The sequence below is a fragment of the Rhodococcus rhodochrous genome (genome assembly GCF_014854695.1).
Taxonomy (GTDB): Bacteria; Actinomycetota; Actinomycetes; order Mycobacteriales; family Mycobacteriaceae; genus Rhodococcus.
In genome coordinates, this window is the sequence record NZ_CP027557.1 from 4,128,444 (window position 1) to 4,152,534 (window position 24,091).

Annotated in this window: 24 protein-coding genes; 11 read left to right on the top strand and 13 right to left on the bottom strand. The window is 69.3% G+C overall.

Annotated elements, in window-relative coordinates:
- The first annotated feature begins 130 nt into the window (after nucleotides 1-130).
- Nucleotides 131-1,885, top strand: a complete 1,755-nt coding sequence (locus C6Y44_RS19020) for a hydroxysqualene dehydroxylase (RefSeq protein WP_159417738.1) — start codon at nucleotides 131-133, stop codon at nucleotides 1,883-1,885.
- A 60-nt stretch (nucleotides 1,886-1,945) separates the two neighbouring features.
- On the opposite strand, the gene C6Y44_RS19025 is transcribed toward C6Y44_RS19020, so the two are convergent.
- The 6 genes from C6Y44_RS19025 to C6Y44_RS19050 form a co-directional block, all read right to left on the bottom strand.
- Entirely contained in the window at nucleotides 1,946-3,532 is a 1,587-nt protein-coding gene (locus C6Y44_RS19025; protein ID WP_120280072.1) for an AMP-binding protein, read from the bottom strand.
- Nucleotides 3,533-3,779: 247 nt separating this feature from the next.
- A complete protein-coding gene (locus C6Y44_RS19030) occupies nucleotides 3,780-4,109 on the bottom strand; it encodes a transglycosylase family protein (protein WP_006552360.1) in 330 nt (109 codons plus the stop codon).
- Between the two features lie 444 nt (nucleotides 4,110-4,553).
- On the bottom strand, nucleotides 4,554-5,108 hold the full coding sequence (locus C6Y44_RS19035) for a type III secretion system chaperone family protein (RefSeq protein ID WP_159417737.1): 555 nt from the start codon (nucleotides 5,106-5,108) through the stop codon (nucleotides 4,554-4,556).
- On the bottom strand, nucleotides 5,105-6,439 hold the full coding sequence (gene mshA / locus C6Y44_RS19040) for a D-inositol-3-phosphate glycosyltransferase (RefSeq protein ID WP_060650672.1): 1,335 nt from the start codon (nucleotides 6,437-6,439) through the stop codon (nucleotides 5,105-5,107). The genes C6Y44_RS19035 and mshA overlap by 4 nt, the downstream gene beginning before the upstream one ends.
- Entirely contained in the window at nucleotides 6,436-7,338 is a 903-nt protein-coding gene (locus C6Y44_RS19045) for an alpha/beta fold hydrolase (RefSeq protein ID WP_225623600.1), read from the bottom strand. The genes mshA and C6Y44_RS19045 overlap by 4 nt, the downstream gene beginning before the upstream one ends.
- Nucleotides 7,339-7,343: 5 nt before the next feature.
- A complete protein-coding gene (locus C6Y44_RS19050; protein WP_159417735.1) occupies nucleotides 7,344-8,537 on the bottom strand; it encodes an MFS transporter in 1,194 nt (397 codons plus the stop codon).
- Nucleotides 8,538-8,722: 185 nt separating this feature from the next.
- Between C6Y44_RS19050 and C6Y44_RS19055 the strand changes: the two genes are divergently transcribed.
- Nucleotides 8,723-9,817 (top strand): tocopherol cyclase family protein, encoded by a 1,095-nt coding sequence (locus C6Y44_RS19055; protein WP_192378509.1) that lies wholly within the window; start codon nucleotides 8,723-8,725, stop codon nucleotides 9,815-9,817.
- Nucleotides 9,818-9,832: 15 nt separating this feature from the next.
- Here the strand turns inward: C6Y44_RS19055 and C6Y44_RS19060 are convergent, their stop codons facing one another.
- Nucleotides 9,833-11,158 (bottom strand): ROK family transcriptional regulator, encoded by a 1,326-nt coding sequence (locus C6Y44_RS19060; RefSeq protein WP_159417733.1) that lies wholly within the window; start codon nucleotides 11,156-11,158, stop codon nucleotides 9,833-9,835.
- Between the two features lie 281 nt (nucleotides 11,159-11,439).
- Nucleotides 11,440-12,117 carry a TetR/AcrR family transcriptional regulator gene (locus C6Y44_RS19065; RefSeq protein ID WP_120280076.1) on the bottom strand — a complete coding sequence of 226 codons (678 nt, stop codon included), beginning with the start codon at nucleotides 12,115-12,117 and terminating at the stop codon, nucleotides 11,440-11,442.
- Between the two features lie 82 nt (nucleotides 12,118-12,199).
- Between C6Y44_RS19065 and C6Y44_RS19070 the strand changes: the two genes are divergently transcribed.
- Both C6Y44_RS19070 and C6Y44_RS19075 read left to right on the top strand, forming a co-directional pair.
- Nucleotides 12,200-12,949 (top strand): SDR family NAD(P)-dependent oxidoreductase, encoded by a 750-nt coding sequence (locus C6Y44_RS19070; protein ID WP_120280077.1) that lies wholly within the window; start codon nucleotides 12,200-12,202, stop codon nucleotides 12,947-12,949.
- Between the two features lie 63 nt (nucleotides 12,950-13,012).
- On the top strand, nucleotides 13,013-14,047 hold the full coding sequence (locus C6Y44_RS19075) for a DUF2804 domain-containing protein (RefSeq protein WP_159417732.1): 1,035 nt from the start codon (nucleotides 13,013-13,015) through the stop codon (nucleotides 14,045-14,047).
- Nucleotides 14,048-14,063: 16 nt separating this feature from the next.
- Here C6Y44_RS19075 and C6Y44_RS19080 read toward each other — a convergent pair whose 3' ends face one another.
- Entirely contained in the window at nucleotides 14,064-15,158 is a 1,095-nt protein-coding gene (locus tag C6Y44_RS19080; protein ID WP_120283586.1) for a UDP-N-acetylmuramate dehydrogenase, read from the bottom strand.
- Nucleotides 15,159-15,181: 23 nt separating this feature from the next.
- Here C6Y44_RS19080 and C6Y44_RS19085 point away from each other — a divergent pair, with 23 nt between their 5' ends.
- From C6Y44_RS19085 to C6Y44_RS19095, 3 genes are all read left to right on the top strand, one after another.
- Complete coding sequence (locus tag C6Y44_RS19085) at nucleotides 15,182-15,691, top strand: DUF2505 domain-containing protein (protein WP_120280079.1); 510 nt, start codon at nucleotides 15,182-15,184, stop codon at nucleotides 15,689-15,691.
- Between the two features lie 76 nt (nucleotides 15,692-15,767).
- Complete coding sequence (locus C6Y44_RS19090) at nucleotides 15,768-16,268, top strand: DUF2505 domain-containing protein (protein WP_120280080.1); 501 nt, start codon at nucleotides 15,768-15,770, stop codon at nucleotides 16,266-16,268.
- A 3-nt stretch (nucleotides 16,269-16,271) separates the two neighbouring features.
- Nucleotides 16,272-17,081: a class I SAM-dependent methyltransferase gene (locus tag C6Y44_RS19095; RefSeq protein WP_120280081.1), complete on the top strand. Its 810-nt coding sequence runs from the start codon at nucleotides 16,272-16,274 to the stop codon at nucleotides 17,079-17,081.
- A gap of 29 nt (nucleotides 17,082-17,110) precedes the next feature.
- On the opposite strand, the gene C6Y44_RS19100 is transcribed toward C6Y44_RS19095, so the two are convergent.
- Nucleotides 17,111-17,728, bottom strand: a complete 618-nt coding sequence (locus tag C6Y44_RS19100; RefSeq protein WP_060650660.1) for a type IV toxin-antitoxin system AbiEi family antitoxin domain-containing protein — start codon at nucleotides 17,726-17,728, stop codon at nucleotides 17,111-17,113.
- Between the two features lie 104 nt (nucleotides 17,729-17,832).
- On the opposite strand from C6Y44_RS19100, the gene C6Y44_RS19105 reads away from it, so the two are divergent.
- A complete protein-coding gene (locus tag C6Y44_RS19105) occupies nucleotides 17,833-18,585 on the top strand; it encodes an LmeA family phospholipid-binding protein (protein ID WP_120280082.1) in 753 nt (250 codons plus the stop codon).
- Nucleotides 18,586-18,641: 56 nt separating this feature from the next.
- On the opposite strand, the gene deoC is transcribed toward C6Y44_RS19105, so the two are convergent.
- Nucleotides 18,642-19,307: a deoxyribose-phosphate aldolase gene (gene deoC, locus C6Y44_RS19110; protein WP_159417731.1), complete on the bottom strand. Its 666-nt coding sequence runs from the start codon at nucleotides 19,305-19,307 to the stop codon at nucleotides 18,642-18,644.
- Nucleotides 19,308-19,501: 194 nt separating this feature from the next.
- Here deoC and C6Y44_RS19115 point away from each other — a divergent pair, with 194 nt between their 5' ends.
- The 3 genes from C6Y44_RS19115 to purU all read left to right on the top strand — a co-directional run bounded on the left by C6Y44_RS19115 (nucleotide 19,502) and on the right by purU (nucleotide 21,868).
- Nucleotides 19,502-20,035 carry a GNAT family N-acetyltransferase gene (locus tag C6Y44_RS19115; RefSeq protein WP_159417730.1) on the top strand — a complete coding sequence of 178 codons (534 nt, stop codon included), beginning with the start codon at nucleotides 19,502-19,504 and terminating at the stop codon, nucleotides 20,033-20,035.
- Complete coding sequence (locus C6Y44_RS19120) at nucleotides 20,032-20,904, top strand: class I SAM-dependent methyltransferase (protein ID WP_159417729.1); 873 nt, start codon at nucleotides 20,032-20,034, stop codon at nucleotides 20,902-20,904. The genes C6Y44_RS19115 and C6Y44_RS19120 overlap by 4 nt, the downstream gene beginning before the upstream one ends.
- Nucleotides 20,905-20,980: 76 nt before the next feature.
- Complete coding sequence (purU, locus tag C6Y44_RS19125; RefSeq protein WP_192378510.1) at nucleotides 20,981-21,868, top strand: formyltetrahydrofolate deformylase; 888 nt, start codon at nucleotides 20,981-20,983, stop codon at nucleotides 21,866-21,868.
- An 82-nt stretch (nucleotides 21,869-21,950) separates the two neighbouring features.
- On the opposite strand, the gene C6Y44_RS19130 is transcribed toward purU, so the two are convergent.
- Both C6Y44_RS19130 and C6Y44_RS19135 read right to left on the bottom strand, forming a co-directional pair.
- Complete coding sequence (locus C6Y44_RS19130; protein ID WP_159417727.1) at nucleotides 21,951-22,988, bottom strand: alpha/beta fold hydrolase; 1,038 nt, start codon at nucleotides 22,986-22,988, stop codon at nucleotides 21,951-21,953.
- A 40-nt stretch (nucleotides 22,989-23,028) separates the two neighbouring features.
- Nucleotides 23,029-23,952 carry an AurF N-oxygenase family protein gene (locus tag C6Y44_RS19135; RefSeq protein WP_159417726.1) on the bottom strand — a complete coding sequence of 308 codons (924 nt, stop codon included), beginning with the start codon at nucleotides 23,950-23,952 and terminating at the stop codon, nucleotides 23,029-23,031.
- Nucleotides 23,953-24,091: the final 139 nt, after the last annotated feature.

Genomic DNA, 24,091 nt, shown 5'->3' on the forward strand with positions numbered 1-24,091 from the left:
AGAACACGGGAGTCGGCGCCGCGCACGACAGTTCGTCATCACCGACACACACGGGGGTTCGATGTCACACGGGGGTCGGCAGTCACACGGGGGTCGGCAGTCATATGGGGGTCCGCAGCCCGACGGACGTATGTCCCGCCGCACCGTCCTCACCGCTCTCGGGGCCCTCGGGGCCGCCGCAGCCCTGCCGGCCACGGCGAGCGCACAGCCGAGCCGCCGCGCGCCGGCGGTGCACTCCGGGGGACGCCGGGTCGCGATCCTCGGCGGCGGGATGGCCGGACTGGCCGCCGCACACGAGTTGATCGAGCGCGGCTTCGAGGTCACCGTCTTCGAGCCGACCGCGCTCGGCGGCAAGGCGCGCAGCATCCCTTCCCCCGGCACCGCGGCAGGCGGCCGCCTCGATCTGCCCGGTGAACACGGCTTCCGCTTCTTCCCCGGCTTCTACCAGCACATCCCCGACACGATGCGACGGATCCCGTTCCCCGGAAACCCGAACGGTGTGTTCGACAACCTCGTTGCGGGACACGGCTTCCGGATGGCGATCCCCGGCGCGCCCGACCTCACCGCCCCGGCCTCCATCGCACCGCTGCGCTTCGACATCTACGACCCGCTGAGTCTGCAGGAGAGCCTGACGGCGGCCTTCTCCCTCGGCGGTTCGATCCCGCCACACGAACTCGCTGTCTTCATGCGCAAACTCGTCATGTTCCTCACCAGCAGTCTCGAACGTCGCAACGACCAGTGGGAACACGAGACGTGGGCGCAGACCCTCGAGGCCGACGGCAAGTCGAAGGGGTACCGCGAGATCCTCGTCTCCGCACTGACGCGACAGCTCGTCGCGGCACGGCCGCAGACGGTCTCGACCCGCACCATCGGCATCATGGGCCAGGCCTTCGTGTGGAACGCGATGGGCACCGTGCCGCAGTACGGACATCTCGACCGCCTGCTGTCGGCACCGACGAACGAGGCGTGGATCGATCCGTGGGCGCAGCTCCTGCGCGACCTCGGGGTGAAGTTCGAGATGGGCTGGGCGGCCGAGGCTCTGGAGATCTCCGGCGGACGGATCACCGGTGCACGGGTCGTCGACGGGTCGGGCAACCGGGCCCGCGCCGAGGCCGACTGGTTCGTCGCGGCCATGCCGGCCGAACGCGCCGTCTCGCTGTGGTCGCCCGAGATCCTCGCGGTCGATCCCGGCCTCGAACGGATGAACGCTCTGGTCACCGACTGGATGGTCGGCATCCAGTACTTCCTGCGCCGGCCCACCCCCATCACGCCGGGCCACGTCGCCTATCTCGGTTCGCCGTGGGCGCTCACGTCGATCAGCCAGGCCCAGTTCTGGCGCGGCGACTTCGCCCGACGGTACGGCGACGGTTCGGCGCACGACTGCCTGTCGGTGGACATCGCCGACTGGGACACCCCCGGCATCCTCTACGGCAGAACCGCCAAGCAGTGCACGCCCGAGGAGATCGCCCGCGAGGTGTGGGCGCAGATGTCGGCCTGCCTCGAGGACGGGACGGGCGCGATCGACGAGAACGACATCGTCTCGTGGTTCCTCGATCCCGGCGTGAGGTGGGGAGCCGGCGGCATCACCAACGACACCCCGCTGCTCATCAACACCGCCGGGTCGCTCGCGAACCGGCCCGAGGCACACACCGCGATCCCGAACCTGTTCCTCGCGGGCGACTACGTCCGCAACGACATCGACCTCGCCACGATGGAGGGCGCGAACGAATCGGCGCGGGCAGCAGTGGGTGCGTTGCTGCAGACGGCCGGCTCCCCCGCCGCACCGCCGGCACTGTACAAGCTGCACGAACCGCCCGAACTGGAACCGTTGCGGCGCATCGACGCCGACCGGTACCGGGCAGGGCAACCGCACATGCTGGCCTGACGGTACGGCGAAGGGCGCGGCTCCGATGCGACGGCACCGGAACCACGACCTCCGCGAGTCTCAGGCGTTCAGGGCACGCAGATCCTTCCGAAGGATCTTGCCCGCAGAGGATTTCGGCACCGTGTCGATGAACTCGACCTGGCGGACCTTCTTGTGCGGCGCGACCCGCGCGGCCACGAACTCGATGACCTCGTCCTCGTCGATCGTCGAATCCGGCTGCCGGACGACGAAGGCCTTCGGGACCTCCTCGCCCTCGTCGTCACGGACGCCGATCACCGCGGCGTCGGCGATCTGCGGGTGCGTGAGCAGCAGAGCCTCGAGCTCGGCCGGCGGCACCTGGTAACCCTTGTACTTGATGAGTTCCTTGAGCCTGTCGACGATCCGGACGGCACCCTTCCCGTCGACCGTGGCGATGTCGCCGGTGTGGAGGAAGCCGTCCTCGTCGAGGGTGTCGGCCGTGGCCTCGGGATTGCCGAGATAACCGACCATGACGTTCGGCCCCTTGCACCACAGTTCGCCGGGCGCCGAAACACCGTCGCCGGTGGGATATTCGACTTCCTCGCCGGTCGCGGGATCGACGATCTTGCATTCCATGTTCGCGATCGTCGGACCCACCGAATCGAGTTCGGTCTCATTGTCCTCGAAGGGAATTGCATGCGACACGGGCGACATCTCCGACATGCCGTAGCCCTGCCGGACGTTGCAGCCCAAGCGCTTCGCGACCGATCCGGCGAGTTCCTTGTCGAGCGGTGCGGCACCGGAGAAGACCGTGTGCACGCTCGACAGGTCGTACTGGTCGACGAGGGGGTGCTTGGCGAGCGCGACCGCGACCGGCGGCGCGATGAACACGTACGTGCACTTGTGTTCCGAGATGTAGGTGAGGAAGTCGACGAGGTCGAACTTCGGCATCGTCACCAGCGACGCGCGGTTGTACAGCGCGGCGTTCAGCAGCACCGTCATGCCGTAGATGTGGAAGAACGGCAGCAGTGCGAGCACACGGTCGTCGGCGGCGATACCCATCCGCGGGGTGATCTGGCAGACGTTCGCGACGAGGTTGCGGTGCGTGAGCATCACGCCCTTGGGCCGGCCGGTCGTGCCCGAGGAGTACGGCAGTACCGCAAGGTGGGTGGCCGGATCGAACTCGACGGCGGGAGCCGGTGAACCCTCGGTGAGTACGTCGCGCAGGGACGGATGGCCCTCGGCGCCGTCGAGCACGAAGAGCAGCTCATCGGGGATCCCGGCGGCCTCGGCGGCCTCCTTCGCCTGCGGCAGGAACGGGGACACCGTGAACAGTGCGACGGCCCCCGAGTCGTCGAGCTGCTTCGAGATCTCCCCGGCCGTGTAGAGGGCGTTGATCGTGGTCGCGGTGGCACCGGACCTCAGGATGCCGTGGAAGACCGAGGCGAAGGCCGGCACGTTGGGTGCGAGCAGCCCGACGACCTTCCCCACACCGATACCCCGGGCGGCCAGCGCTCCGGCGACGGCGTCGATGTGGGCCACGAGCGTGCGGTAGTCCGTCACGGTGCCGGACGCGCCGTCGATCAGCGCGGGTCGATCGAGCTCGGACTCGTCGAGCGAACCGAACAGGAAGTCGTAGACACTCGATGCCGGGATGTCGACGTCGGGAAAGGGACTGCGGAAACTCATTACTCATCCTCCGAGCATTCTGCCGGCACGCCGTGCCGACTTTCGGTCGAGTTCACACTACCGCAGCGGCTGTGAAGCCCATCACACCCGCTGTGTGAGGATTGCGAGGATACCGTTCCCGGCGCGATTCGCCTGCCGGAGAGCACGAACCCCGCGTGCGACGGGTCGCACGCGGGGTTCGGAAGCTACTGGAGCTGCACTCACGATGTCGTGTGAGCTGCGCTCGCTACGCCCGAGGGCGCTGCGGTCAGAGGTACTGACCGCAGACCGGCCATGCACCGACGCCCTGTCCGGCGAGGACGTTCTCGGCGACGCGGATCTGCTCCTCGCGGGAGGCGTTGTTCGCGGTTCCCGAGCCACCGTAGGCCTCCCAGGTGCTCTGCGAGAACTGCAGACCGCCGTAGTAGCCGTTACCGGTGTTGATCGCCCAGTTTCCACCGCTCTCGCACTGCGCGACGGCATCCCAGTTACCGGATGCGGCGTTGGCGGTACCGGCACCCAGAGCGAACGGGGTCGCAACGAGTGCAGTGGAGGCAGCGAGGGTGCCCAGGGCGCGCTTGATCGTGAACTTTGCCATGTGGATGAATCCTTTCCGGCTGCTTGCGAGGCCCCCGACGCAATGGGTCCGCCACATGTGGGCTGGACGGTCGGTGCCGGCAACACGGTGCGGTGCTGGCGCACGCCCGGTCGCTCTCTCGCTCCACCCCTCGGCAGGTTGTGGATCCGACAATCCCGCGGGGGTGGAACGAGCGGCTGCGGGGCCGGTGTGTAACGCCCGTCGGTATCGGGCCTACATCGACGGTAAGGGTTCATCACGGCGAGGTCACGGGTCGATTTTCCGGTACGCCTGTGCGAGAAACCGGACCGGCGATCGACAAAACCCCAGGTCGCGTCGCGGGAACGCACCGTTTCCCGGACGTTTCCAGCGGATTTCGATTGTGGGGATGGTCACACCGTACGGCCGTGCAGACCTCTCCAACCGGACATGTTCACGGCGAGATAACGGTGTCCGGCAACGCCGTCACCCGTTCGCTTCGCGCCGATCCTCGGTTTCGTCGTCGTCCACATCGGGCTCGAACGGCGTGCCGGTCTCCTCCTCGATGAGGTGACGGAACGGCTCGAGATTGCGCAACGGTTCGCCGCGCGAGACCCGCCACTCCCATTCGCGCTTGATGGACGTGATGAACCCGATACCGAGGATGATGTTGAAGTCGTGGTCCGCCGCCTCGAGGACCTGCCCGAGGACCGCGTCGATCTCCTCGGGGGTCACCGCGTGCGCGGCGATGCGGCCCACCAGATAGATGTCGCCGACCTTGTCGAGCGTGTACGCCACGCCGTAGAGGCGACGGTTGCGGCGCAACAGGTAGCGGTATACCGATTCGAAGTTCTCGTCCGGCTTGCGGCACACGAACGCCTCGACCCGCACACCGTGCTGTCCGACGCTGAGCAGGGTGGTCGTCTTCAGCTTCTTCTCGCCCGGGAGCTCGACGACGAAGTGCCCGCCCTCCTTGACGGAGAACTCGAGCTCGCGATCGCGCAGCGTCGATTCGATCAGTTCGATGAGCCGGTCGCTCATGCCGTGACTCCCCTCGTCCGTCGCAACTTCCACACTCCACGCTGCCGTCGCAGCGAGTGCTCGCCGGTACCGAAGGCGCGGTTGCGACGCATCCCGGCCCGTCGGTAACTGTCGAGCAGTCCTTCCGCGGTGTGTTCCCACGAGAAGGACTCCGCATGCACGGGCGCGGTCGCCGCGAATCGGGCGAGACGATCCGAATCGCCGACGAGCGACCGCAACGCCGTCGCCCAGTCGTCGATGCGGTGCCCGTCGACGAGCACGCCGGTCTCCCCGTCGCGCACGGCGACGCCGAGACCACCGACGTTCGCGGCCAGCACGGGCGTGCCGCAGGCCTGCGCCTCGATCGCGACGAGACCGAACGACTCCGAATAGCTCGGCACCGCAACGAGATCCGCAGCCCGGTAGACCTGGACGAGGCGGTCCGGCGGCTGCGGCGGGAGGAAGGTGACCCGCGATGCGATACCCAGTGCGGACGCGAGTTCGATGAGCGCGTCGGGGCGCTCGAGACCCGTTCCCGAGGGACCTCCCACCACGAGCACCCGCAGCGGCATACCGGGGTCGTCGGCGAGTGCCCGCGCAGCGGCCTCGAGCAGTACGTCGGGGGCCTTGAGCGGCTGGATACGGCCCACGAACGCCACGACGGTCTCGCGCGGATCGAGTCCGAGCTCGGCGCGGGCGGCCGCGCGGTCGCCGGGCCGGTAGCGGTTCAGGTCGGCGCCCGGTGCGACGACGTCGATCTTCGCGGGATCGGCACCGTAGATGCGTTCGAGCTGCCCCGCTTCGTCGGCGGTGTTGGCCACCAGGCGGTCGGACTCCGCGACGACCTGCTGTTCCCCGATCTGCCGCGCTGCGGGTTCGGGGGTGTCGCCCTCGGCGAGCGACGCGTTCTTCACCGCGGCGAGAGTGTGGGCGGTGTGCACGAGCGGCACACCCCAGCGGTCGCGGGCGAGCCAGCCGACCTGCCCCGACAACCAGTAGTGCGAGTGCACCAGGTCGTAGTAGCCCTGCGGGTGCCGTGCTTCCTCGCGCAGCACGCCGGCGGCGAAGGCACACAGCTGCGTCGGCAGGTCGTGTTTGTCGAGTCCTTCGAACGGACCGGCCTCGATGTTGCGGACGAGCACCCCGGGCGCGGCCTGCTGGACGGCCGGATCGGCCGACGAGGTCGCGCGGGTGAAGATCTCGACTTCGACGCCGCGACGCGCGAGCTCGACGGCGGTCTGCAGGACGTACACGTTCATACCGCCTGCGTCCCCGGTTCCGGGCTGCGCCAGCGGCGAAGTGTGGACCGAGATCACGGCCACGCGGTGCGGGCGGCTGGGCTGGGACGTCACCCCTCCATACTGCCCTGCTGCCGATCTTCGCGTGTCGCCGCCTCCGTCGTCGCGGCGCGAGCGAACTCTCCGACCTCCGACACGAACCGGTGGGGATCCTCGACGAACGGACCGTGGTCGACGCCCTCCCAGATCGAGGTCGTGGCGCGACGCAACAGCGACGCCGCGTGGTGCGCCGCGGAGACGTCGACGACCGAGTCGGCGTCGCCGTGCAGGAGGAGAACCGGCACGTCCAGGCCGGCGAGCAGGTCGTCGTTGCCGACCGCCCGGTCGAACAGCGCCGCACGGACGCGCGGCGGGGTGGACAGGCTCGCACCGAACAATGCCTGCGACACCGCGCCCTTGCCTTCGAGGAGAGCGCTGCCCTCGACGACAGGACCGGTGAGGGCGTTGCCGAAGGAGCCGAGCGCGCGCACCGCTTCCTTCGGGTCCTCCGACATCGCGGCGGGGATCGCGGCACGCATCGAGGCACCGACGCGTCCGCCCTTCTCGCCACGGCCGATGCTCGTGATGGCACCCACGAGGACCAGGCCCGCGACGGCTCCCGCGCCGTGTTCGGCGAGATAGTCGCAGATCACCAGGCCGCCGTACGACCAGCCGAGCAGCACCGCCGGGTTCGTCTCGGAGACGTTCTCGGCGGCGAGCACCGCGGCGAGGTCGCCGGCCCACAGGCCGCGATCGGCGTATCCGGTCTCGGGAGCCTGCGAATAACCGTGTCCGCGCAGGTCGACGGCGACCACCCGGAAGTCGCGGGCGAGCGCGTCGAGAACCCCGTCGCCCCAGCACCGCGACGACTGCGCCCACCCGTGGAGCAACACCAGAACCGGTGCCGTCTCGGAGCCGAATGCGCGATAGACGAGGGAGGTGCCGTCGATACCGGCCACTTCACGAACTGCCATGCGCGTCACTCTAACCGTGCCCGCACATGGATCCCGCCGGCACAGGTGACCGCGAGGATGCCCGCGGCGACCGCCACGAGATATCCGGTGCCGGCGTCGGTCCGGTCGATGACCTGTCCCACCAGCGCCGACCCCCCGGCGACACCGACGCCGAGACCCGCAACCGTCCACGTGATGCTCTCGGTGAGCCGGTCGGGCGGCACGATCTGCTGCGTCAGCGACGTCGCCACGATCATGATGGGCGAGATCGCGCATCCGGCAACGAAGTACAGCACCGTGAGCATCGGCACCGAACCGGCGAGCAGCAACGGGCACAGCAGGACGGCGAGAATGCCGGTGGCGGCGAACAACTGGCGGGTCGGAGCACTCGATCCCACCCGGCTACCGAAGATCAGGCCGCTCATCGCCGAACCCGTCGCGAACAGTGCGAGCGCGAAGGTGGCCGATCCCGGAGAGTTCTGTTCGGCCGTGAACGCGACGGCCGCGACATCGATCACCCCGAAGACCACACCCATCGCGACCATCACCACGACGATCGACAGGAGGACGGGCATGCGCAGGATGTTCGTCCGCGCACGGTCGTCGGTGTGCGGTTGCACGGGAGGCTCCGTGCTGCGCAGCGCCGCGAGGGCGAGGGTCCCGACGAGCAGCAGGACCGCGCCGAGCAGCGGGCCGGCCTCGGGGAAGACCGCCACGCTCAGGCCCACCGACAGGACGGGGCCGACGATGAAGCACACCTCGTCGACCACCGCTTCGAGCGCGAAGGCGGTGCGCAGTCGTGGAGTGCCGCCGTAGAGCTGCGTCCACCGCGCCCGCACCATCGCGCCGATCGTGGGCATGAGTCCTGCCGGGATCCCGCAGACGAACAGCCATATCGTGGGCACCTCGAACCGGACGCCGGCGAGCATCGCGAGGGTGGCGACCGCACTGACGGCCGCGGCCGTGGGCAGGACCCGTCGCTGGCCGTACCGGTCGACCGCGCGGGAGACGATCGGGGTGAGCACGGCGTACGACAGCGCGAACACCGCGGACAGTGCGCCGCCGACCGCGTAGTTCCCCTCGAGCTGGGAGAACATCGTGACGATGCCGATCCCGACCATCGCGATCGGCAGGCGCGCCACGAATCCCGCCAGGCAGAACGCGGCTGCACCCGGCGCTGCGAACAACTCGCGGTACGAGCCGCCCTTCTCTCCTGTCACGTACTTCTCGCGTTCTCTTCGGTCCGATCCGGTCCGGTCAACGTTATGGCCGACCGACCACGCGAGGTGCAGGTACCTCCCGGCCTCCGGACGTCGCCGCCCGATTCCGCACGTTCCGTGACGGGAACGGCCATGCTGGGTACATCCGGGGAACGGACAGGACGGATCTACGGAACGGAGCGGGCATGGCGGTGCACGAACGACACGGGCGGCTCTCACCGAAGGAACTCTCACCGAGGAGTCTGTGGACCCGTTACCGCGCGTCGGGAGCGGATCTGCCCTTCGGGAATCCGCTCGCCGCGCACGGCGTCGCGATGGAGGGTTACTTCTGGCGCTTCACCCAGCCCGGAACCGGCCGCGTCGTCATCGCCCTGTGCGGGGTCAACCGTGCGGACGACTCGGGAGGGCCCGGCTCGCACTGGGCGACCCTCGGCCTGGCCGCCCATCCCGGGGGTTTCCTGCGCACCGCCGCGCATCCGGTGGCCGCTGCCGATCCCGATCGGCTCGGCGCGTCGGCCGGCGACGTCTTCTGCGGCGACAGCGAACGCGTGTGGATGGATCTCGGCGACGACGCCCGTCTCGACATCCGGTTGTCGGATCTGCGGTCCTGGCCGCGACGCCGCTTCGGCGCGTCGAGTGTGTTCCATTCCGTCCCCGGCCTCAACCAGTACTGGCATTCCTGGCTGCTCGGCGGCCGGGTGGAAGGGCACGCGATTCTCGGCGACGAGAAGTGGGATCTGACCGGAGCCCAGGTCTACGGCGAGAAGAACTGGGGCAAGGGCGGTTTCCCCGAGTCGTGGTGGTGGGGTCAGGCACAGGGATTCGCCGACCTGCAGGCGTGTGTGGCGTTCGCCGGCGGGCAGGTGCATTCGGGTCCACTGCGCACGGAGGTCACGGCGGTCGTCGTCGCACTACCGGACGGGCGCATCGTGCGGCTGGGCAATCCCGTCACATCCCCGGTCCGGGCGACGGTCACCGACGAGAGCTGGAACCTGCGTGGTCGCAATGCCCGTTGGAGCGTGGAGATCTCGGGAAGCTCACCCCTCGGAGCGGCGCACGTCCTGCCGGTCCCCCTGCCCGCGGAACGACGGAACGTCGCCGGTTCGATCGAGCATCTCGGCGGTCGCATGACCGTGACGGTCCACGAACGCGGGAAACTGGTGTGGGCCGACGAATCGCACTCGGCCGCACTCGAACACGGCGGGCTGGACCGGGCCCGGGCGGAACTCGACCGGCGGGGCGCCGCTGCGGATGCGACGGACGCCCCACCGAGCGTGTGAATCCGACGGGATCGCTCAGAGTTCGGTGCGCTTCATCGCCGCGATGGGATCCGAGAACAACGAGCTGAGCGAGACGACACCCGCAGCGTGGGCCTGCACCCGGTTGCCGAAGCCGGTGATGCGGATGTCCTTGCGCGGCAGGGTGGTCGACGCGGCGAACGCGCGGGCGACGTGCGGAACCGCGGCCGGGTACTCGGTGAAGGCCTGTCCGCCGAGAATCACGCGGTCGGGATTGAACAGGTCGCGCAGCATTCCGACGGTGCGGCCGAGCACGGTGGCCCGCTCGACGAGCAGACCGTGAGCGACCTCGGAACCGTCCCGCGCGAGGCGGTAGAGCGACTGAATGGTGTCGTCGCCGTCGGCGAAGATGCCCTCGGCCACCGCGCGCTGCACGACCGCCCGATCGCTCACCGTCGCTTCGAGGCAACCCGTGCCACCGCACGAGCACCGGGCCGACGAACCGGTGGGGAAATGCGTCACCGAACCCGGACCGCCGGCAGGGGTGTGCACCTTGCCGTCGAAAGTGATTGCCACACCGGCCGTCTCCCGAACGTAGAAGTACAGGCCGGTGCCCTTGGCCTCGGGGGCGTCGCGATCGGGAGTGAGGAGCAGCTCGGAGGCGGCCATCGCCTCGACGTGCGCGGCCACCGAGACCGGAAGCCCCATACCGCCACCGACGATCGCGCCGACACGGGCGTCGACCCAGCCGAGTCGCGGGTGCGTCACGACGGCGGTGTTCGAGTCCACCCGTCCGCCGAGTGCGACGCCGACCCACAACGGGGTGCGGCGGTGCCACCGTCCGGCAAAGGCCTTGGCGCTCGCGGTGATCGACGCGAGCGCGGCGTCCTGGTCGCCGGTGGGCGTGGGGACCTCGACGGCGCCGATGATGCGACCGCGCAGGTCACTGGCGACGATACCGGTGGTGACGGCACCGATGTGGATGCCGACCGTCAGGTACCGCTCGTGGTCGACCTCGACGGGAACACGCGGCCGGCCGACGGCGCCGGGTTCGGTCAGGTCGGCGCGCTCACGCAGCAGACCTGCCGAGAGCAGGGCCGACACCTGGCGGTTGACGGTGGCGATGCTCGCCCCGGTGACCTTCGCGATCACGTCGCGCGAGACGGGGCCGCGATTGGCGGCGACACGGAAGACCGACGCCCCGGTGCCGTCGGCGATACGCAGGTCCGGCGGAACGATCCTGACCGGGCTCGACACACGGGAGGTGCGGGGACGGACGACCGTCGCACGCGTGGATCCACGGACGGCGGAACCGGTGGCGCGACGAGGCGCGGACGACCGCGAGGGAAGGGAAACGGACGGCGAGAGAGTGGGAACCGACACGGCGCTGATCCTTGGCTGCTGATCCGGACGTGATGACCGGAGAACGGGCGGGAGACGATCGACGCACCGAGACCCGACGTGGAGAACACGATCGGAGACGGACCCGCACGACGAGGGCGGGATCGGTGCGGAGTTACTTTCCGCAGCAGCGACAACAGAGTTCGCGCGCCAGAGGCAGCCGTGATCCCAGCGCGGCGGTCACATAGGTGACCCGCGGTGCGGAGGTGTGGCCGACTGACATGTCGATCAAACTATCGCCCGAACCGCGTCGTGTCCAATCCTCACCGATCCGGTGGGAAACCTTCCTGCACGTCCCCGCGTGCGTGCGCGGTCTCCGCCGACACCGGGGCGAGCAGCAACGCCTCCCACGCGTCGACGAGCGCCGCGAGTTCTGCCGTGGTGGGTGATTCGCCTGCACGGTGACACCGCGCCAGCGCACCGACGGTGCCGGAGTAGACCAGCCGCAGACGCTGCCCGGCGATGTCGTCGGGCAACGGCCCGAGGAGGGTCCGTAGCGCGGTGTCGGACCGGCGGCCGCTCTCGGTTCCCGTCGGTCCGGTGACGCGGAAGCACTCGGCGAACCGGTCGTGGTTCGACAGCCGGTCGAGGAAGGCGACGTAGTGGTTGTTGCGGCCGAGCGTGCCGGCCAGGGGGCGGATGATCACCCACAGCAGGTCGCGTACCGAGAGAGTCTCCCGCGTCCGCAGCATCTCGGCGAGGAGCGCTTCCCGTTGGGAGTTCAGGGCGGGCAACCGGTGGGAGAAGACCGCCTCGAGCAGCCCCTCCTTGGTGCCGAAGTAATAACCGACCACCGACGAGTTGTGCTGTCCGGCGGCCTTGCGGATGTCGGCGAGGGTGACCCCGTCGTATCCACGGCGGGCGAAGAGCCGCTCGGCGGCTTCGACGAGCCGGATCCGGGTCTGTTCGCCCGAACTGTATCGACCGCGGATGGTGGTCATACGCCGCAGGGTAGCCGCACGGAGAGGACTTCGCAGGCCGGGACGTGCGGCGGCATCCGGTGCCCGACACTACGATTGCCCCATGAGTATCTCTCCCGATTCCCGCGTCGCCGTCGTCACCGGAGCTTCCTCCGGAATCGGCGAGGCGACCGCCCGCACGCTTGCCGCACAGGGCTTCCACGTCGTGGTGGGCGCACGCCGACTCGACCGCCTGCAGAAGCTCGCCGACGAGATCGGCGGTACCGCGCTCGAGCTCGACGTCACCGACGAGGATTCGGTCGAGGCCTTCACCACGGTGCTGCCGCGGGTCGACGTGCTGGTCAACAATGCCGGTGGCGCCAAGGGCCTCGCGCCCGTGGCCGAGGCCGTCGAGGACGACTGGCGCTGGATGTGGGAGACCAACGTCATCGGCACCATGCGCATCACCAAGGCGCTCATCCCCAAGCTCATCGCCTCGGGCGACGGCCTGATCGTCACCATCACCTCGGTCGCGGCCTTCGAGGCCTACGACAACGGCGCCGGTTACACCTCGGCCAAGCACGCGCAGGCCGTGCTGCACCGCACACTGCGCGGCGAACTGCTCGGCCGGCCGGTCCGTCTCACCGAGATCGCGCCGGGCGCGGTCGAGACCGAGTTCTCGCTGGTGCGCTTCGAGGGCGACAAGGATCGGGCCGACAAGGTGTACGAGGGCATCACCCCGCTGGTCGCCCAGGACATCGCCGACATCATCGGCTTCGTCGCGTCGCGTCCGTCGCATGTCAACCTCGACCAGATCATCGTCAAGCCGCGCGATCAGGCCAATGCCGGCCGGTTCCACCGCGTCACCGACTGACCGACCGCGGTGGTGGGCGCGGCGAGGCGGTCGCGCCCACCACCGTCGGTACTGTCACGGGATATGCGCCAACGACGCCTCGCGCCCGGACCGTTGCTCGACGACGACGGGAGGCTCGCCGAAGCCGGCTGGAGCACCTCCGAGGTCCGCACCTACGACCGGCAGCGGGTCGCAGCGTCACGGTTCCGCATCAAGGAGTGGGACTACTACTGCGTCCTGGCCGACAGCGAGGACGGACCGTTCGGGATCGCGCTGACCGTCGCCGACAACGGTTACGTCGGGCTCCTCGGAGTCAGCGTGCTCGACCTCGCGGGTCGCTCCGAGACCACCGAGAACGCCCTCGTCCCCTTCCCGCTCGGCCGGATGCGCCTGCCGCGCACCGCCGACGGCGGCGATGTCGTCGTCCACCACGGCGGACTCCGCATCGAGTACCACCACGAAGGAACGGCCCGGCGGCTGGTCGTCGACCATCCCCGTTTCGGCGGCGGGCGCGGACTGTCCGGAGAACTCGTGCTCACACAGCCGTCCGACGATCGGATGGTGATCGCGACACCCTTTCCCCGCGCACCGAAGGCCTTCTACTACAACCAGAAGATCAACTGCCTGCCCGCGCAGGGCACGGTCACCGTGGATGGGCGGGAGCTGGTCTTCGATCCCGCCACCGCCTTCGGGGTGTTCGACTGGGGTCGAGGGGTGTGGACCTACGACAACACCTGGTACTGGGGGTCGGCCTCGGGGATCCACGAGGGTGTGCGATTCGGGTTCAACATCGGCCACGGCTTCGGCGACACCACCGCGGCGAGCGAGAACATGCTCTTCCACGACGGTGTGGCGCACAAGCTCGACCGCGTGCACTTCCATCTGCCCCGCGGCACCTACGACGGGGCCCCGTGGCGGTTCACCAGCAACGACGAGCGGTTCGAGATGGAGTTCGAACCGATTCTCGACCGCGCGGCCGACGTGAACGCCCTGCTCGTGCGGTCCACGCAGCACCAGGTCTTCGGACGGTTCACCGGCAGCGTCGTGCTCGACGACGGCACCCGGCTCGAGATCGAGAACCTGCTCGGCTTCGCGGAGGAGGTCCGCAACCGCTGGTGACGGGCCGGGCCGTCCGTCAGATCACGCAGTTCACGGTGACGGGTTCGGGATGCAGCCGCACCCCGAAGGCGTCCTCGACGCCGTCGCGCACCGTCCGCGCCAGCGCCACGAGATCCGCGGCCGATGCCGCTCCCCTGTTGGTGAGCGCCAGCGTGTGCTTCGTCGACAACCGTGCCGGTGCGTCGGCGGCGGGGAAACCCTTCGCGAAACCGGCCCGCTCGATGAGCCATCCGGCCGACAGCTTGGTGCCACCGTCCGCAGGGAACTGCGGGATGCGCACGTCCTCCCCCACCTTCGCCGCGATGGCCGCGAGCACCTGCGGCAACCGGTCGTCGGGGACGACGGGGTTCGTGAAGAACGATCCGGCGCTCCACGTGTCGTGGTCGTCGGCGTCGAGCACCATGCCTTTGCTGCGGCGGAGCGCGAGCACGTGCTCGCGGACCTGCGCCGCCGGCCGGCGTTCGCCCTCCTCCGCGCCCAGCGCGACCGCGAGCTCCCGGTATGCGAGGGGCGCGGACGAACCGTCGCTCCGCACGTCCAGTTCCACCTCGAGGACGACCGCCGCGTCGGTGTGCTTGAGGATGCTGGTCCGGTAGCCGAGACCGAGCGCCTCGGGGCCGACCCACGAGTCCTGTCCGGTTGCGCGGTCGAGCAGGCGGACGCGGCGCAGGATCGAGCCCACCTCGACGCCGTACGCCCCGACGTTCTGCACCGGCGTCGCTCCCGCGGAGCCCGGGATGCCCGACAGGCATTCGAGTCCGCCGAGGCCGGCCTCCACGGTGGCCGCGACGACGGCGTCCCACCCGGCTCCCGCGTCCACCCGGACGTGGTCGTCGCGGAGGTCGACACCGGTGGTCGCGACACGCACCACGACGCCGTCGAAACCCTCGTCGCCGATGACGAGGTTGGAGCCGCCCGCGAGGAGCAGCAGCGGCACTTCCTGCTCGTCGAGCAGGCGCACGACCTCGATCAACGACGCGGTGGACGTGCATTCGACGAGATACCGGGCAGGGCCGCCGAGCCGGAGGGTCGTGAATTCCGACAGCGACACCTGCTCGGACACCGTGGCTCCCGTTTCGACGAGCCGGGCCCTGGTACGTGGATCAAGCACTAGCAAACGGTAGCGTGCCCCGTATGGGCAGCCCTATCGACCACACTGCGAACTACTCGTCCCCGCCTGCTGCGGTCCACGCGGCGTTCGTCGATCCGCAGTACTGGCAGACCCGGCTGCGTGAGGTCGGGGGCCCGGGCGCGGCGGTCGAACGCGCCGACACCGGCGACGGCACGATCGAACTCGACCTCCACCAGGCCATCCCGGCCGAGCACCTGCCGAGCATGGTCACGAGCCTCCGCCCGGGCGATCTCGTCATCCGGCGTCACGAATCGTGGGGCGCGTTCGCCGACGGTCGCGCCGAGGGCAGGTTCTCGGCCCACGTCGACGGTATGCCCGGCGAGGTCACCGGCGGGATGACACTCATCACCGACGGAGCGGGCTCGTCCGTCGTCATCGAGGGCACCGTCGAGGTGAAGATCCCGTTCCTCGGTTCCAAGATCGAGGGGATGATCGTCGAGCAGCTCGTCGAGCTCTTCGACGCGGAGCGCACCTTCACCGAACAGTGGTTGAACGGGGCTCACTCGGCCTGATCGCACCCCCGCGGGGCTCCCCCGTGGACGGTCGCGATTTCCGGGCAGGCCGCCCGGCGCGGTAACCTGGCCGGTCGTGGCACGGCGTATCGACTACTCCGCCCGCTTCCCTCATCCACCGGAGCGGGTGTACGAGGCTCTCGCCGACCCCGCCCACTGGGAAGCGCGGATGACCGAGATGCGCAAGTACTCGGAGAACCACGTCCGCGAGTTCACGGTCTCCGGATCGGGCATCGCGCTGGTGTTGCACCACGTCCTGCCGCGTTCCGACCTGCCGGAGATCGCCCGCACGGTGATCAAGAAGGACATGGTCATCACGCGCAAGGAGAACTACGGGCCGTTCACCGACGGCGCGACCGGCACCTACCAGGCGTCGATCCCCGGCGGTCCGGGCAGCCTCACGGGCACGATGGAGCTCTTCGCCGACGACCACGGCGCCACGCTCCGCACCACCTCCGAGGCCAAGGTGCACATCCCGTTCGTCGGCGGCAAGCTCGAAGAACTCATCCTCACCAATCTCGTCGACGTGTTCCGCACCGAAGCGGCCATCACCGCCGACTGGCTCGCCGGTCGGTAGCGCGTGCGGAATCGAGGACCCGTCGGTGTCGTCACGCGCGGCACCACCGGCATCAACAGGCTGCGCCGCAGCGACCGCTGGGCGATGCACGACCCCCACATCACGAGGGCGTTGACGCACGCCACCGACCCGCTGGTGGTCGATCTGGGTTACGGCGCCATGCCGGTGACGACCCTCGAACTCGCCGCGCGCCTGCGTCGGGTCCGCAGCGATCTGCGCGTGGTCGGTCTCGAGATCGATCCGGACCGTGTGGTCCCGGGCCGCGACGGTGTCGAGTTCGCCCGGGGCGGCTTCGAGCTCGCGGGCCTGCGCCCGACCCTGGTCCGGGCCTTCAACGTGCTCCGGCAGTATCCGGAGGAGGCGGTCGAACCGGCGTGGGCGCACCTGCGTTCCGGCCTCGCTCCCGGCGGCCTGCTCATCGACGGCACGTGCGACGAGCTGGGCCGGCGCTGCGCCTGGGTGCTCCTCGACGAGCACGGTCCCCGTTCGCTGACCCTGGCGTGGAGCCCGTTCCACGTGGAGAGACCGTCCGACGTCGCCGAACGGCTGCCGAAGGCGCTGATCCACCGGAACGTCCCGGGCGAGCCGATCCACGCGCTGCTCCGCGCGGCCGACCGGGCGTGGGCGACGAGCGCTCCGCACGCGGCGTTCGGGCCGCGGATCCGATGGAAGGCGACGCTCGAGTTGCTGCGGGATCAGGGCTTCCCGGTGTCCCAGCCCCGCCGTCGTCTGCGCGACTGTGTACTGACGGTGCCCTGGGACGCGGTCGCACCCGCCGGTGCACCTGTCGTGTCCGAGCTCGTGGCGGTCTGAGACCGTCCACCCGAGCTCGTCCCGGTCGTTCAGCCCGCGGCGAGGAGTGCCAGCTCGATCCGGTCGGCCACGGCGGCCGGCTGGTTCGCCACCGCGGCGTGCAGCCGGTCGGAGTCGACCCGGCCGAGCGCGATCGCGTCGCCGACGAGTTCGTCGAGCACTTCCTGGGACACGCCACCGGCCGCGAGGTCGACCGCGGTACGGGCGGGTGTGGTGATCCGGAAGGCCCCGACGACCTCGCAGTCCTCCTCCGCCAGCGTCCGGTGATGCAGCGCGAGCCGGTTGCTCGGCACGGTGCGCTGGTCGGGGGTGGACAGGTGCAGGAAGCGCGGCTGCAGGTGGCCCATGCCGTGCAGGTCGGCGGCGCTCTGGTGCGAGACGACCGCCTCCCCCTCGTACCAGGTGCACCACTGGGCGAATTCGTCGAACTTCGTCCGTGGGCTGTCGCTGAGGCGGAACAGTTCGGTCTCGACGCGGATCCACAGTCCCGCCTCGATGCGTTCCGCGAAGTCGTGAGCTGCTATCCCGTGACCGACGGCCTGGCGTGCGGTGAAGAACCCGGCTTGCGTGGCGGCGAGGCGCCGCAGCGAGTCGTCGGCATCGGCCCGCCCGGTTGCGTCGTAACCTGAATCCGTCCACCCTGTCATGGCGCCCAGCGTAGCCGACGAATGTGGTACACCTCACATATTTTCCTCATCCTGTGGCCGTGTGCTCAGTCGATCCTCAGCGTCGTCCGGAAGAATCGGCGACCATGACGCAACGGAAGCGCAACCGCACCGTCACGATCGCCGTCGTTCTCGTCGCGGCGCTGGTCGCAGTCCTGGTGGGCGCGGAGGTCTACGTCCGCAACCGCGCGACGACCTGCCTCGCCCAGTCCTTCGAGAGCGAGCTCGGCACGGGAGTCGACGTCGACCTGAGCTGGAAGCCGGTGCTGCTCCAGCTGCTCGACCGACAGGTTCCCTCGGTCGCCCTCGACAGCGACGACACCGCCTTCGGTCCGGCCCAGCAGATGCAGGTGCACGCCGAGGTCAAGGACGTCGACCTGCGCGACTCCGCCGAGGGTGCCGGCACCATCGGCAGCTCGAGTGCCGACGTCTCGTGGCCCACCTCCGGGATCCTCGCGACCGTGCAGAGCCAGTCGGTCGGTGGCCTCGTCACCGATGTCACGGCCGACGAGAACGCGGGCACCCTGACGTTCACCGTCGGCGGCCAGGGCCTCGCGGAGTTCACTGCGCGACCGGTGGTGAACGGCGGTGTGGTGACGGTCGAGACGACCGACGCGACGATCCTCGGCATCGGGCTCCCGACGGCCCTCGTCGACGGCGTCGTGGAGATCCTGACCTCGGGTCTGCAGCAGTACCCGCTGGGTATGCAGGCCACCGAGGTGAACGTCACCGACAGCGGCATCGACCTCCGCCTCGAGGGGGGCCGCTTCGTGTTGCCGGAGGCCCCGCAGGGACAGCAGCAGCAACAGCAGGAGGGCAGCTGCGGCCTCCTGTCGTAACCGAAGAGAGACCCTCGAGAGCTGTCGTCAGCTCTGCAGCCCCTCGAGAGCTGTCGTCAGCTCTGCAGCCCGTCCAGCACCGCGCGGCTGCCGGACAGTCCGAGGCGCGTCGCTCCGGCCTCGATCATTGCGACCGCGTCCTCGGCGGTGCGGATGCCGCCGCTCGCCTTGATGCCGAGCTTGCCGCCCACCGTCTCCGCAATGAGCGCGACCGCGTGGGTCGTGGCACCACCCGCGGGGTGGAAACCGGTGGAGGTCTTCACGAAGTTCGCACCGGCCTTCTCCGCGGCGCGGCACACCTCGACGATGGCCTCGTCGGAGAGCACGGCGGATTCGATGATGACCTTGAGGACGGGGTCGAAACCGATCGATTCACGCACGGTGAGGATGTCGGCGAGGACGGCGTTGTAGTCGCCGGCCACCGCTGCGCCCACGTCGATCACCATGTCGATCTCGCGCGCCCCCTCGTCCACGGCGAGTCGCGCCTCGGCGCCCTTGATGAGCGAATGGTGCTTGCCGGAAGGGAAACCGACGACCGTCGCGACCGTGACCCCCTCGGCCCGCAGGGGCAGCATCGATGGCGACACGCACACCGCGTACACGCCGAGTTCGACGGCTTCGTCGACGAGGGCCCGCACGTCCTGCGAGGACGCTTCGGGCTTGAGGAGGGTGTGGTCGATCATCGACGCGACCTGCGCGCGGGTCAACGTGGTTCCGGACATGACTGCAGCTTTCCACACGGCGAGATCCGACGGCCGTGCTCGGCATGCGTCGCCCCGTGCCGGGTAGCCGATTCCCATGGAAATCCTGGTGATCGCGCTTCTCGTTGCAGTCGTGGCCGTCGTGGTGGTCCGGAGGAACAGCAGACGGCGATAAATCGATACCGCAGCGCCGCTTCGGCCACGACAATGATCGCGTGCTGATCCGTCGAGAGCTCCCCGCCGACGTCCGTGCGATCGCCGACGTGCATCGCGCCGCCTTCGCGCCGTTCGCCCCGGAAGGTCGCGAGCCGGTCGAACCCGGCCTGGTCACGTCGTTGCGGGCGAGTGATGCATGGCTGCCGTCGTTGTCGCTCGTGGCCGAGGACGCCTCGGGCGCGATCGTCGGCCATGTCGTCGCCACCCGGGGTCACGTCGGCACCATCCCTGCCCTGGGCCTCGGTCCGCTCGGTGTCCGTCCCGATTCCCAGCGCTCCGGAGTGGGCGCCGCTCTCATGCACGCCGTGCTCGGTGCGGCGGACGCCCTGGACGAGTCGATCGTGCTCCTGCTCGGACATCCCGACTACTACCCCCGCTTCGGTTTCGTGCCCGCCGCCGAACTCGGGATCTCCCCCGACGTCGAGGAGTGGGCGTCCCACTTCCAGGCACGGGCGCTCACGGCACACGACCCCGAGCTGCGGGGCACCTTCCGGTACGCCGAGCCGTTCTACACCCTCGAGGAGCAGGCATGAACGACGATCCCGGGAACCCCTGGGCCGATTCCGCCGAGACCGCACGCACCTTCGACGCGGCGAGCGGGGATTTCGACGAGCTGACCCCGACGGTGTGGGGACCGGCCGGGCAGGCGCTGGTCTTCCAGCTCGGCGTCGCCCCCGGCGAGGCGGTGCTCGACGCGTGTTGCGGAACGGGATCGTCCGCGCTTCCCGCCGCCGCAGCCGTCGGACCCGAAGGTCTCGTCCACGGCGTCGACGTCGCCGACGAGATGCTCGAACACGGCCGCCTGACCGCGGAACGCCGCGGCCTGAAGAACATCGAATTCGTCTGTGCGGACGCCTCGCAGTGGGAGGCGCCGTCGGACGTACCCGAGGCCGGCTACGACGTGCTGTCGATCTCCTACGGGGTGTTCTTCCTCCCGGACATGGACCGCACCTTCTGGCGTCTGGTCTCGCTCGTGCGGCAGGGCGGACGCGCCGGCGTGACGGTCTGGCGACGCGGCGCGATGGAGGAGTTCTCGTCGATCGTGTTCGACGTCGCGTCGCGCTACTCCCCCGAACTGCGCGAGCGCGGTGCCCTGCGCGACCGCACACCGCTGCACCGGATCGACACGCCGGACACACTCGAGACGTGGCTCGCGGACGCCGGAACCGATTCCGTGGAGGTGCGCACGCTGTCGAATCTCCTTCCGGCGACGGACGAGTTGTGTTGGTCGCTGGTGACGGGCACCGGTCTGCGTGCGGCGCTGACCGGGCTCGACTCCGGGCAGGTGGCGTCGGTGCGGCAGCAGATCGCCGAGGAGGTCACCGCTCGCGGACTGCACACGATCGACGCGACCACCCTCGTCGCCACGGGCACGGTCCGGCGTCCTCCGGTCTCGGGCTGACGACCGGCGGCAGGGTCTACCAGGAGCAGGGCCGACCGGAAGTAGGACGCCGTATGTCACCTGAGACAATCGGGGCATGACGCTCGCCTCATCCGCCGACGATCGACGTTACGTTCTGACCCTGGGCTGCCCGGACACCACCGGGATCGTCGCCCGCATCGCGACCTTCCTCGCGGAGGTCGGTGGTTCGATCGTCGAGGCGGCCTATCACGCCGATCAGGACACCGGTTGGTTCTTCACCCGGCAGGCCGTTCGGGCGTCGTCGATCCCGTTCGGCCTCGACGAGCTGCGCGAGAAGTTCGCGAGTGTCGCCGCCGACATCGGCCCTCAGACCGAATGGACACTCTCCGACACCGGCAAGCGCAAGCGCGTCGTACTGCTCGTCAGCAAGGAAGGGCACTGCCTGCACGACATCCTCGGACGGGTCGCCGCAGGGGAACTCGACGCCGAGATCTGCGCGGTCATCGGCAACCATCGCGATCTCGAACCGGTCGCGCAGCGACACGGCATCACCTTCCATTACGTGTCGTTCCCGAAGGATCCCGCCGAGCGCGGACCGGCCTTCGAGCAGGTCCGCAAGCTCGTCGACGCCCACGACCCTCACGCGGTGGTCCTCGCCCGGTTCATGCAGGTGCTCCCGGAGGATCTGTGCGAGCACTGGGCCGGCCGCGCGATCAACATCCACCACAGCTTCCTGCCGTCGTTCATCGGCGCACGGCCCTACCACCAGGCCTTCACGCGCGGCGTGAAGCTCATCGGCGCGACCTGCCACTACGTCACCGCCGAACTCGACGCGGGCCCGATCATCGAACAGGACGTCATCCGTGTCAGTCACAGCGACAGCGTGAGCGACATGGTCCGTCAGGGCCGTGACGTCGAGAAGCTGGTCCTCTCCCGCGGTCTGCGCTGGCATCTCGAGGATCGGGTGCTGGTGCACGACAGCAAGACCGTCGTCTTCCGGTAGATCCCCAGCGGTAGACCCCGGACCCGGAACCGGTCCATCCGCGAGCGGATGGACCGGTCTTTCGTGTGTGCGAGTGATCGACTCAGCCGACGGGCACACCGGCTCGTTCGACGAGGTGCGCGAGCTCCTCGTCGAACCGGTCGATCGCTTCGACCGAGCTCATGTGGCCGATGCCGTCGAGCACCACGAGACGTTCGAGGTTGCCCGCACGGTCGAGTTCCTCGGCGAGACGCCGGGCGTGGACGGGCGGGGTGAGACGGTCGGCGGTCCCGACCAGCACCGTCGTCGGCACGGTGAGATTGCGCAGGCCCTCACGGATGTCGAGGGCACTCAGGGCCCTGCCCCAGCCGCCCCGCGTGCGCGGCGGGCAGCCGAGCACGATCTTCTCGCAGAACTGCACCTCCGCGGCGCTCGCGCCGGGCGAGAGGGCCACGTAACGCAGGGCCCGCGTCGTCACCGGGGACGCCGCCAGCGGAACCGTCGCACCCATGAGCCGGCTTGCGACGGGCACCGGCACCCGCGGGAAGCGTTGCGGCAGTGGCACGATCGCCGAGTCCGCGACCAGCCGGTCGGTGCCGGTGCTCGCGAGCAGCACGCCCCCGACCGTGCGGTCGACGTTCTCCGGGTACTTCTCGGCCCACGCGATGATGCTCATCCCGCCCATGCTGTGACCGGTGAGCACGGCCTTCGAACCGGGCCGGACCACGGCGTCGAGGACCGTCTGGAGATCGTCGGCGAGCACGTCGGCTCCCAGCGGTCGCGCCCCGGCCTCGCTGTCGCCGTGCCCGCGCTGGTCGTAGACCACCACCCGGTAGTTCTCCGCGAACGCGTTGATCTGCGGGGTCCAGTACGCGGCGTTGCACGTCCAGCCGTGACAGAACACCAGCACGGGAGCGTCCGCGTCGCCGTAGGCGAGCACGTTCAGCCGGGCACCGTCCTCTGCGCGGACATCGAGGATCTCGGGTTCGAGTTCCGGTTCGCGCAGCAACTCGTGCGGCGCGACGTCCTCGGTACGGACGACCGTCCGACGACGCCGCCGGACGAGCACGGCAGTGGTGGCCGCGGCAGCGAGGACGATCGAACCCGCGACGATCGACGCGGTCGGGGACGGCTTTCTCACGGGTGGGATTCTCCTGTCGATTCGGTGGAGGAGCGCCGCGTCACAGGACGTGCGCGCGGCGCAGAAGCAGAGTGGACGGACCGCCGATCAGCCCCACCTCGTCGAGGAACTCGACCGTGCGGCGAGTGCCCTGACGGAGCTTGTCGTGGTAGTGCCTGTTCTTCCGCGCGACTTTCTTCGCTTCGGCGATGTCGAGTCCGGCCGCGGCGTAGACCTGGTCGTTCACGAGGCTGGTGACGACGAAGTACGCGCTCACCCCGAGGTGGATCCGGATCCATGCCCGCTCGAGACGACCGAGCCGGGCCGAGCGCCTGCGGGTCTCCTCGCGGGCGTAGCGGATGTGCCGCGATTCCTCCACGACGTGGACGTGGCTCACCGTCCGGGTGATGGGCTGCACCCGCTCGTCGCGCATGAAGTCGCGCTGCATCATGTCGAGGATCTCCTCGGCGAACAGGGTGCCGCCGTAGGCGAGGGCGCCGCGCGCGACGGCCTTGAACAACCGGCCGGTCTCCCGGATCCAGCGCTTGGGCCGGTACGAGGGGATACCGTATCGCTGCGCCGACCGCGCGAACATGATCGAGTGTCGGCATTCGTCGGCGATCTCGGTGAGCCCGAACTGCACGTAGGGGGTCGCCGGATCGTGCCGGTAGAGATCGCGGACGAGCATCTGCATGAGGATCATCTCGAACCAGATCCCGGTGCCGGCGATGCTCGCGGCCTCATGCTTGGTGAGGGTGATGCGCTGGTCCTCCGACATGCGTTCCCACAGGTCGGTGCCGTAGAGACTGCACCATTCCGGGGTCATGCCGTACTTGCCGTCCACGAGCGGCGCGTCCCAGTCGATCTCGAGCCCGGGATCGTAGGAGAGCCGTGCCGACGAATCGAGCAGGCGCTGCGCGGTTTCCTGCCGGTGATCCGTGGAATGTTCACCCGGCAGGCTGTCGTGCTTTCGCAGGAGCGTCATCGTCGACCACCTCGTCTCGGAAATTATCCGTTACCCGAAGTGTCATTATCTGGATCACACTTGTCAAGCGAAAGGGAGGCCCACCCGCCCTACCACCGAGGACGACGGACCTCCCTGATCACCACCGCGAAGTTCGGGC

What these genes read in the sequence shown, in the direction of transcription:
- C6Y44_RS19105 (WP_120280082.1), top strand. Translation starts at nt 17,833, where the DNA reads ATGACGCAACGGAAGCGCAACCGCACCGTCACGATCGCCGTCGTTCTC.
- purU (WP_192378510.1), top strand. Translation starts at nt 20,981, where the DNA reads ATGACGCTCGCCTCATCCGCCGACGATCGACGTTACGTTCTGACCCTG.
- C6Y44_RS19035 (WP_159417737.1), bottom strand. Translation starts at nt 5,108, where the DNA reads ATGAGCGACCGGCTCATCGAACTGATCGAATCGACGCTGCGCGATCGC.
- C6Y44_RS19030 (WP_006552360.1), bottom strand. Translation starts at nt 4,109, where the DNA reads ATGGCAAAGTTCACGATCAAGCGCGCCCTGGGCACCCTCGCTGCCTCC.
- C6Y44_RS19065 (WP_120280076.1), bottom strand. Translation starts at nt 12,117, where the DNA reads ATGACCACCATCCGCGGTCGATACAGTTCGGGCGAACAGACCCGGATC.
- C6Y44_RS19120 (WP_159417729.1), top strand. Translation starts at nt 20,032, where the DNA reads ATGAACGACGATCCCGGGAACCCCTGGGCCGATTCCGCCGAGACCGCA.
- C6Y44_RS19020 (WP_159417738.1), top strand. Translation starts at nt 131, where the DNA reads ATGTCCCGCCGCACCGTCCTCACCGCTCTCGGGGCCCTCGGGGCCGCC.
- C6Y44_RS19100 (WP_060650660.1), bottom strand. Translation starts at nt 17,728, where the DNA reads ATGACAGGGTGGACGGATTCAGGTTACGACGCAACCGGGCGGGCCGAT.
- C6Y44_RS19025 (WP_120280072.1), bottom strand. Translation starts at nt 3,532, where the DNA reads ATGAGTTTCCGCAGTCCCTTTCCCGACGTCGACATCCCGGCATCGAGT.
- deoC (WP_159417731.1), bottom strand. Translation starts at nt 19,307, where the DNA reads ATGTCCGGAACCACGTTGACCCGCGCGCAGGTCGCGTCGATGATCGAC.
- C6Y44_RS19045 (WP_225623600.1), bottom strand. Translation starts at nt 7,338, where the DNA reads ATGGCAGTTCGTGAAGTGGCCGGTATCGACGGCACCTCCCTCGTCTAT.
- C6Y44_RS19055 (WP_192378509.1), top strand. Translation starts at nt 8,723, where the DNA reads ATGGCGGTGCACGAACGACACGGGCGGCTCTCACCGAAGGAACTCTCA.
- C6Y44_RS19070 (WP_120280077.1), top strand. Translation starts at nt 12,200, where the DNA reads ATGAGTATCTCTCCCGATTCCCGCGTCGCCGTCGTCACCGGAGCTTCC.
- C6Y44_RS19135 (WP_159417726.1), bottom strand. Translation starts at nt 23,952, where the DNA reads ATGACGCTCCTGCGAAAGCACGACAGCCTGCCGGGTGAACATTCCACG.
- C6Y44_RS19075 (WP_159417732.1), top strand. Translation starts at nt 13,013, where the DNA reads ATGCGCCAACGACGCCTCGCGCCCGGACCGTTGCTCGACGACGACGGG.
- C6Y44_RS19085 (WP_120280079.1), top strand. Translation starts at nt 15,182, where the DNA reads ATGGGCAGCCCTATCGACCACACTGCGAACTACTCGTCCCCGCCTGCT.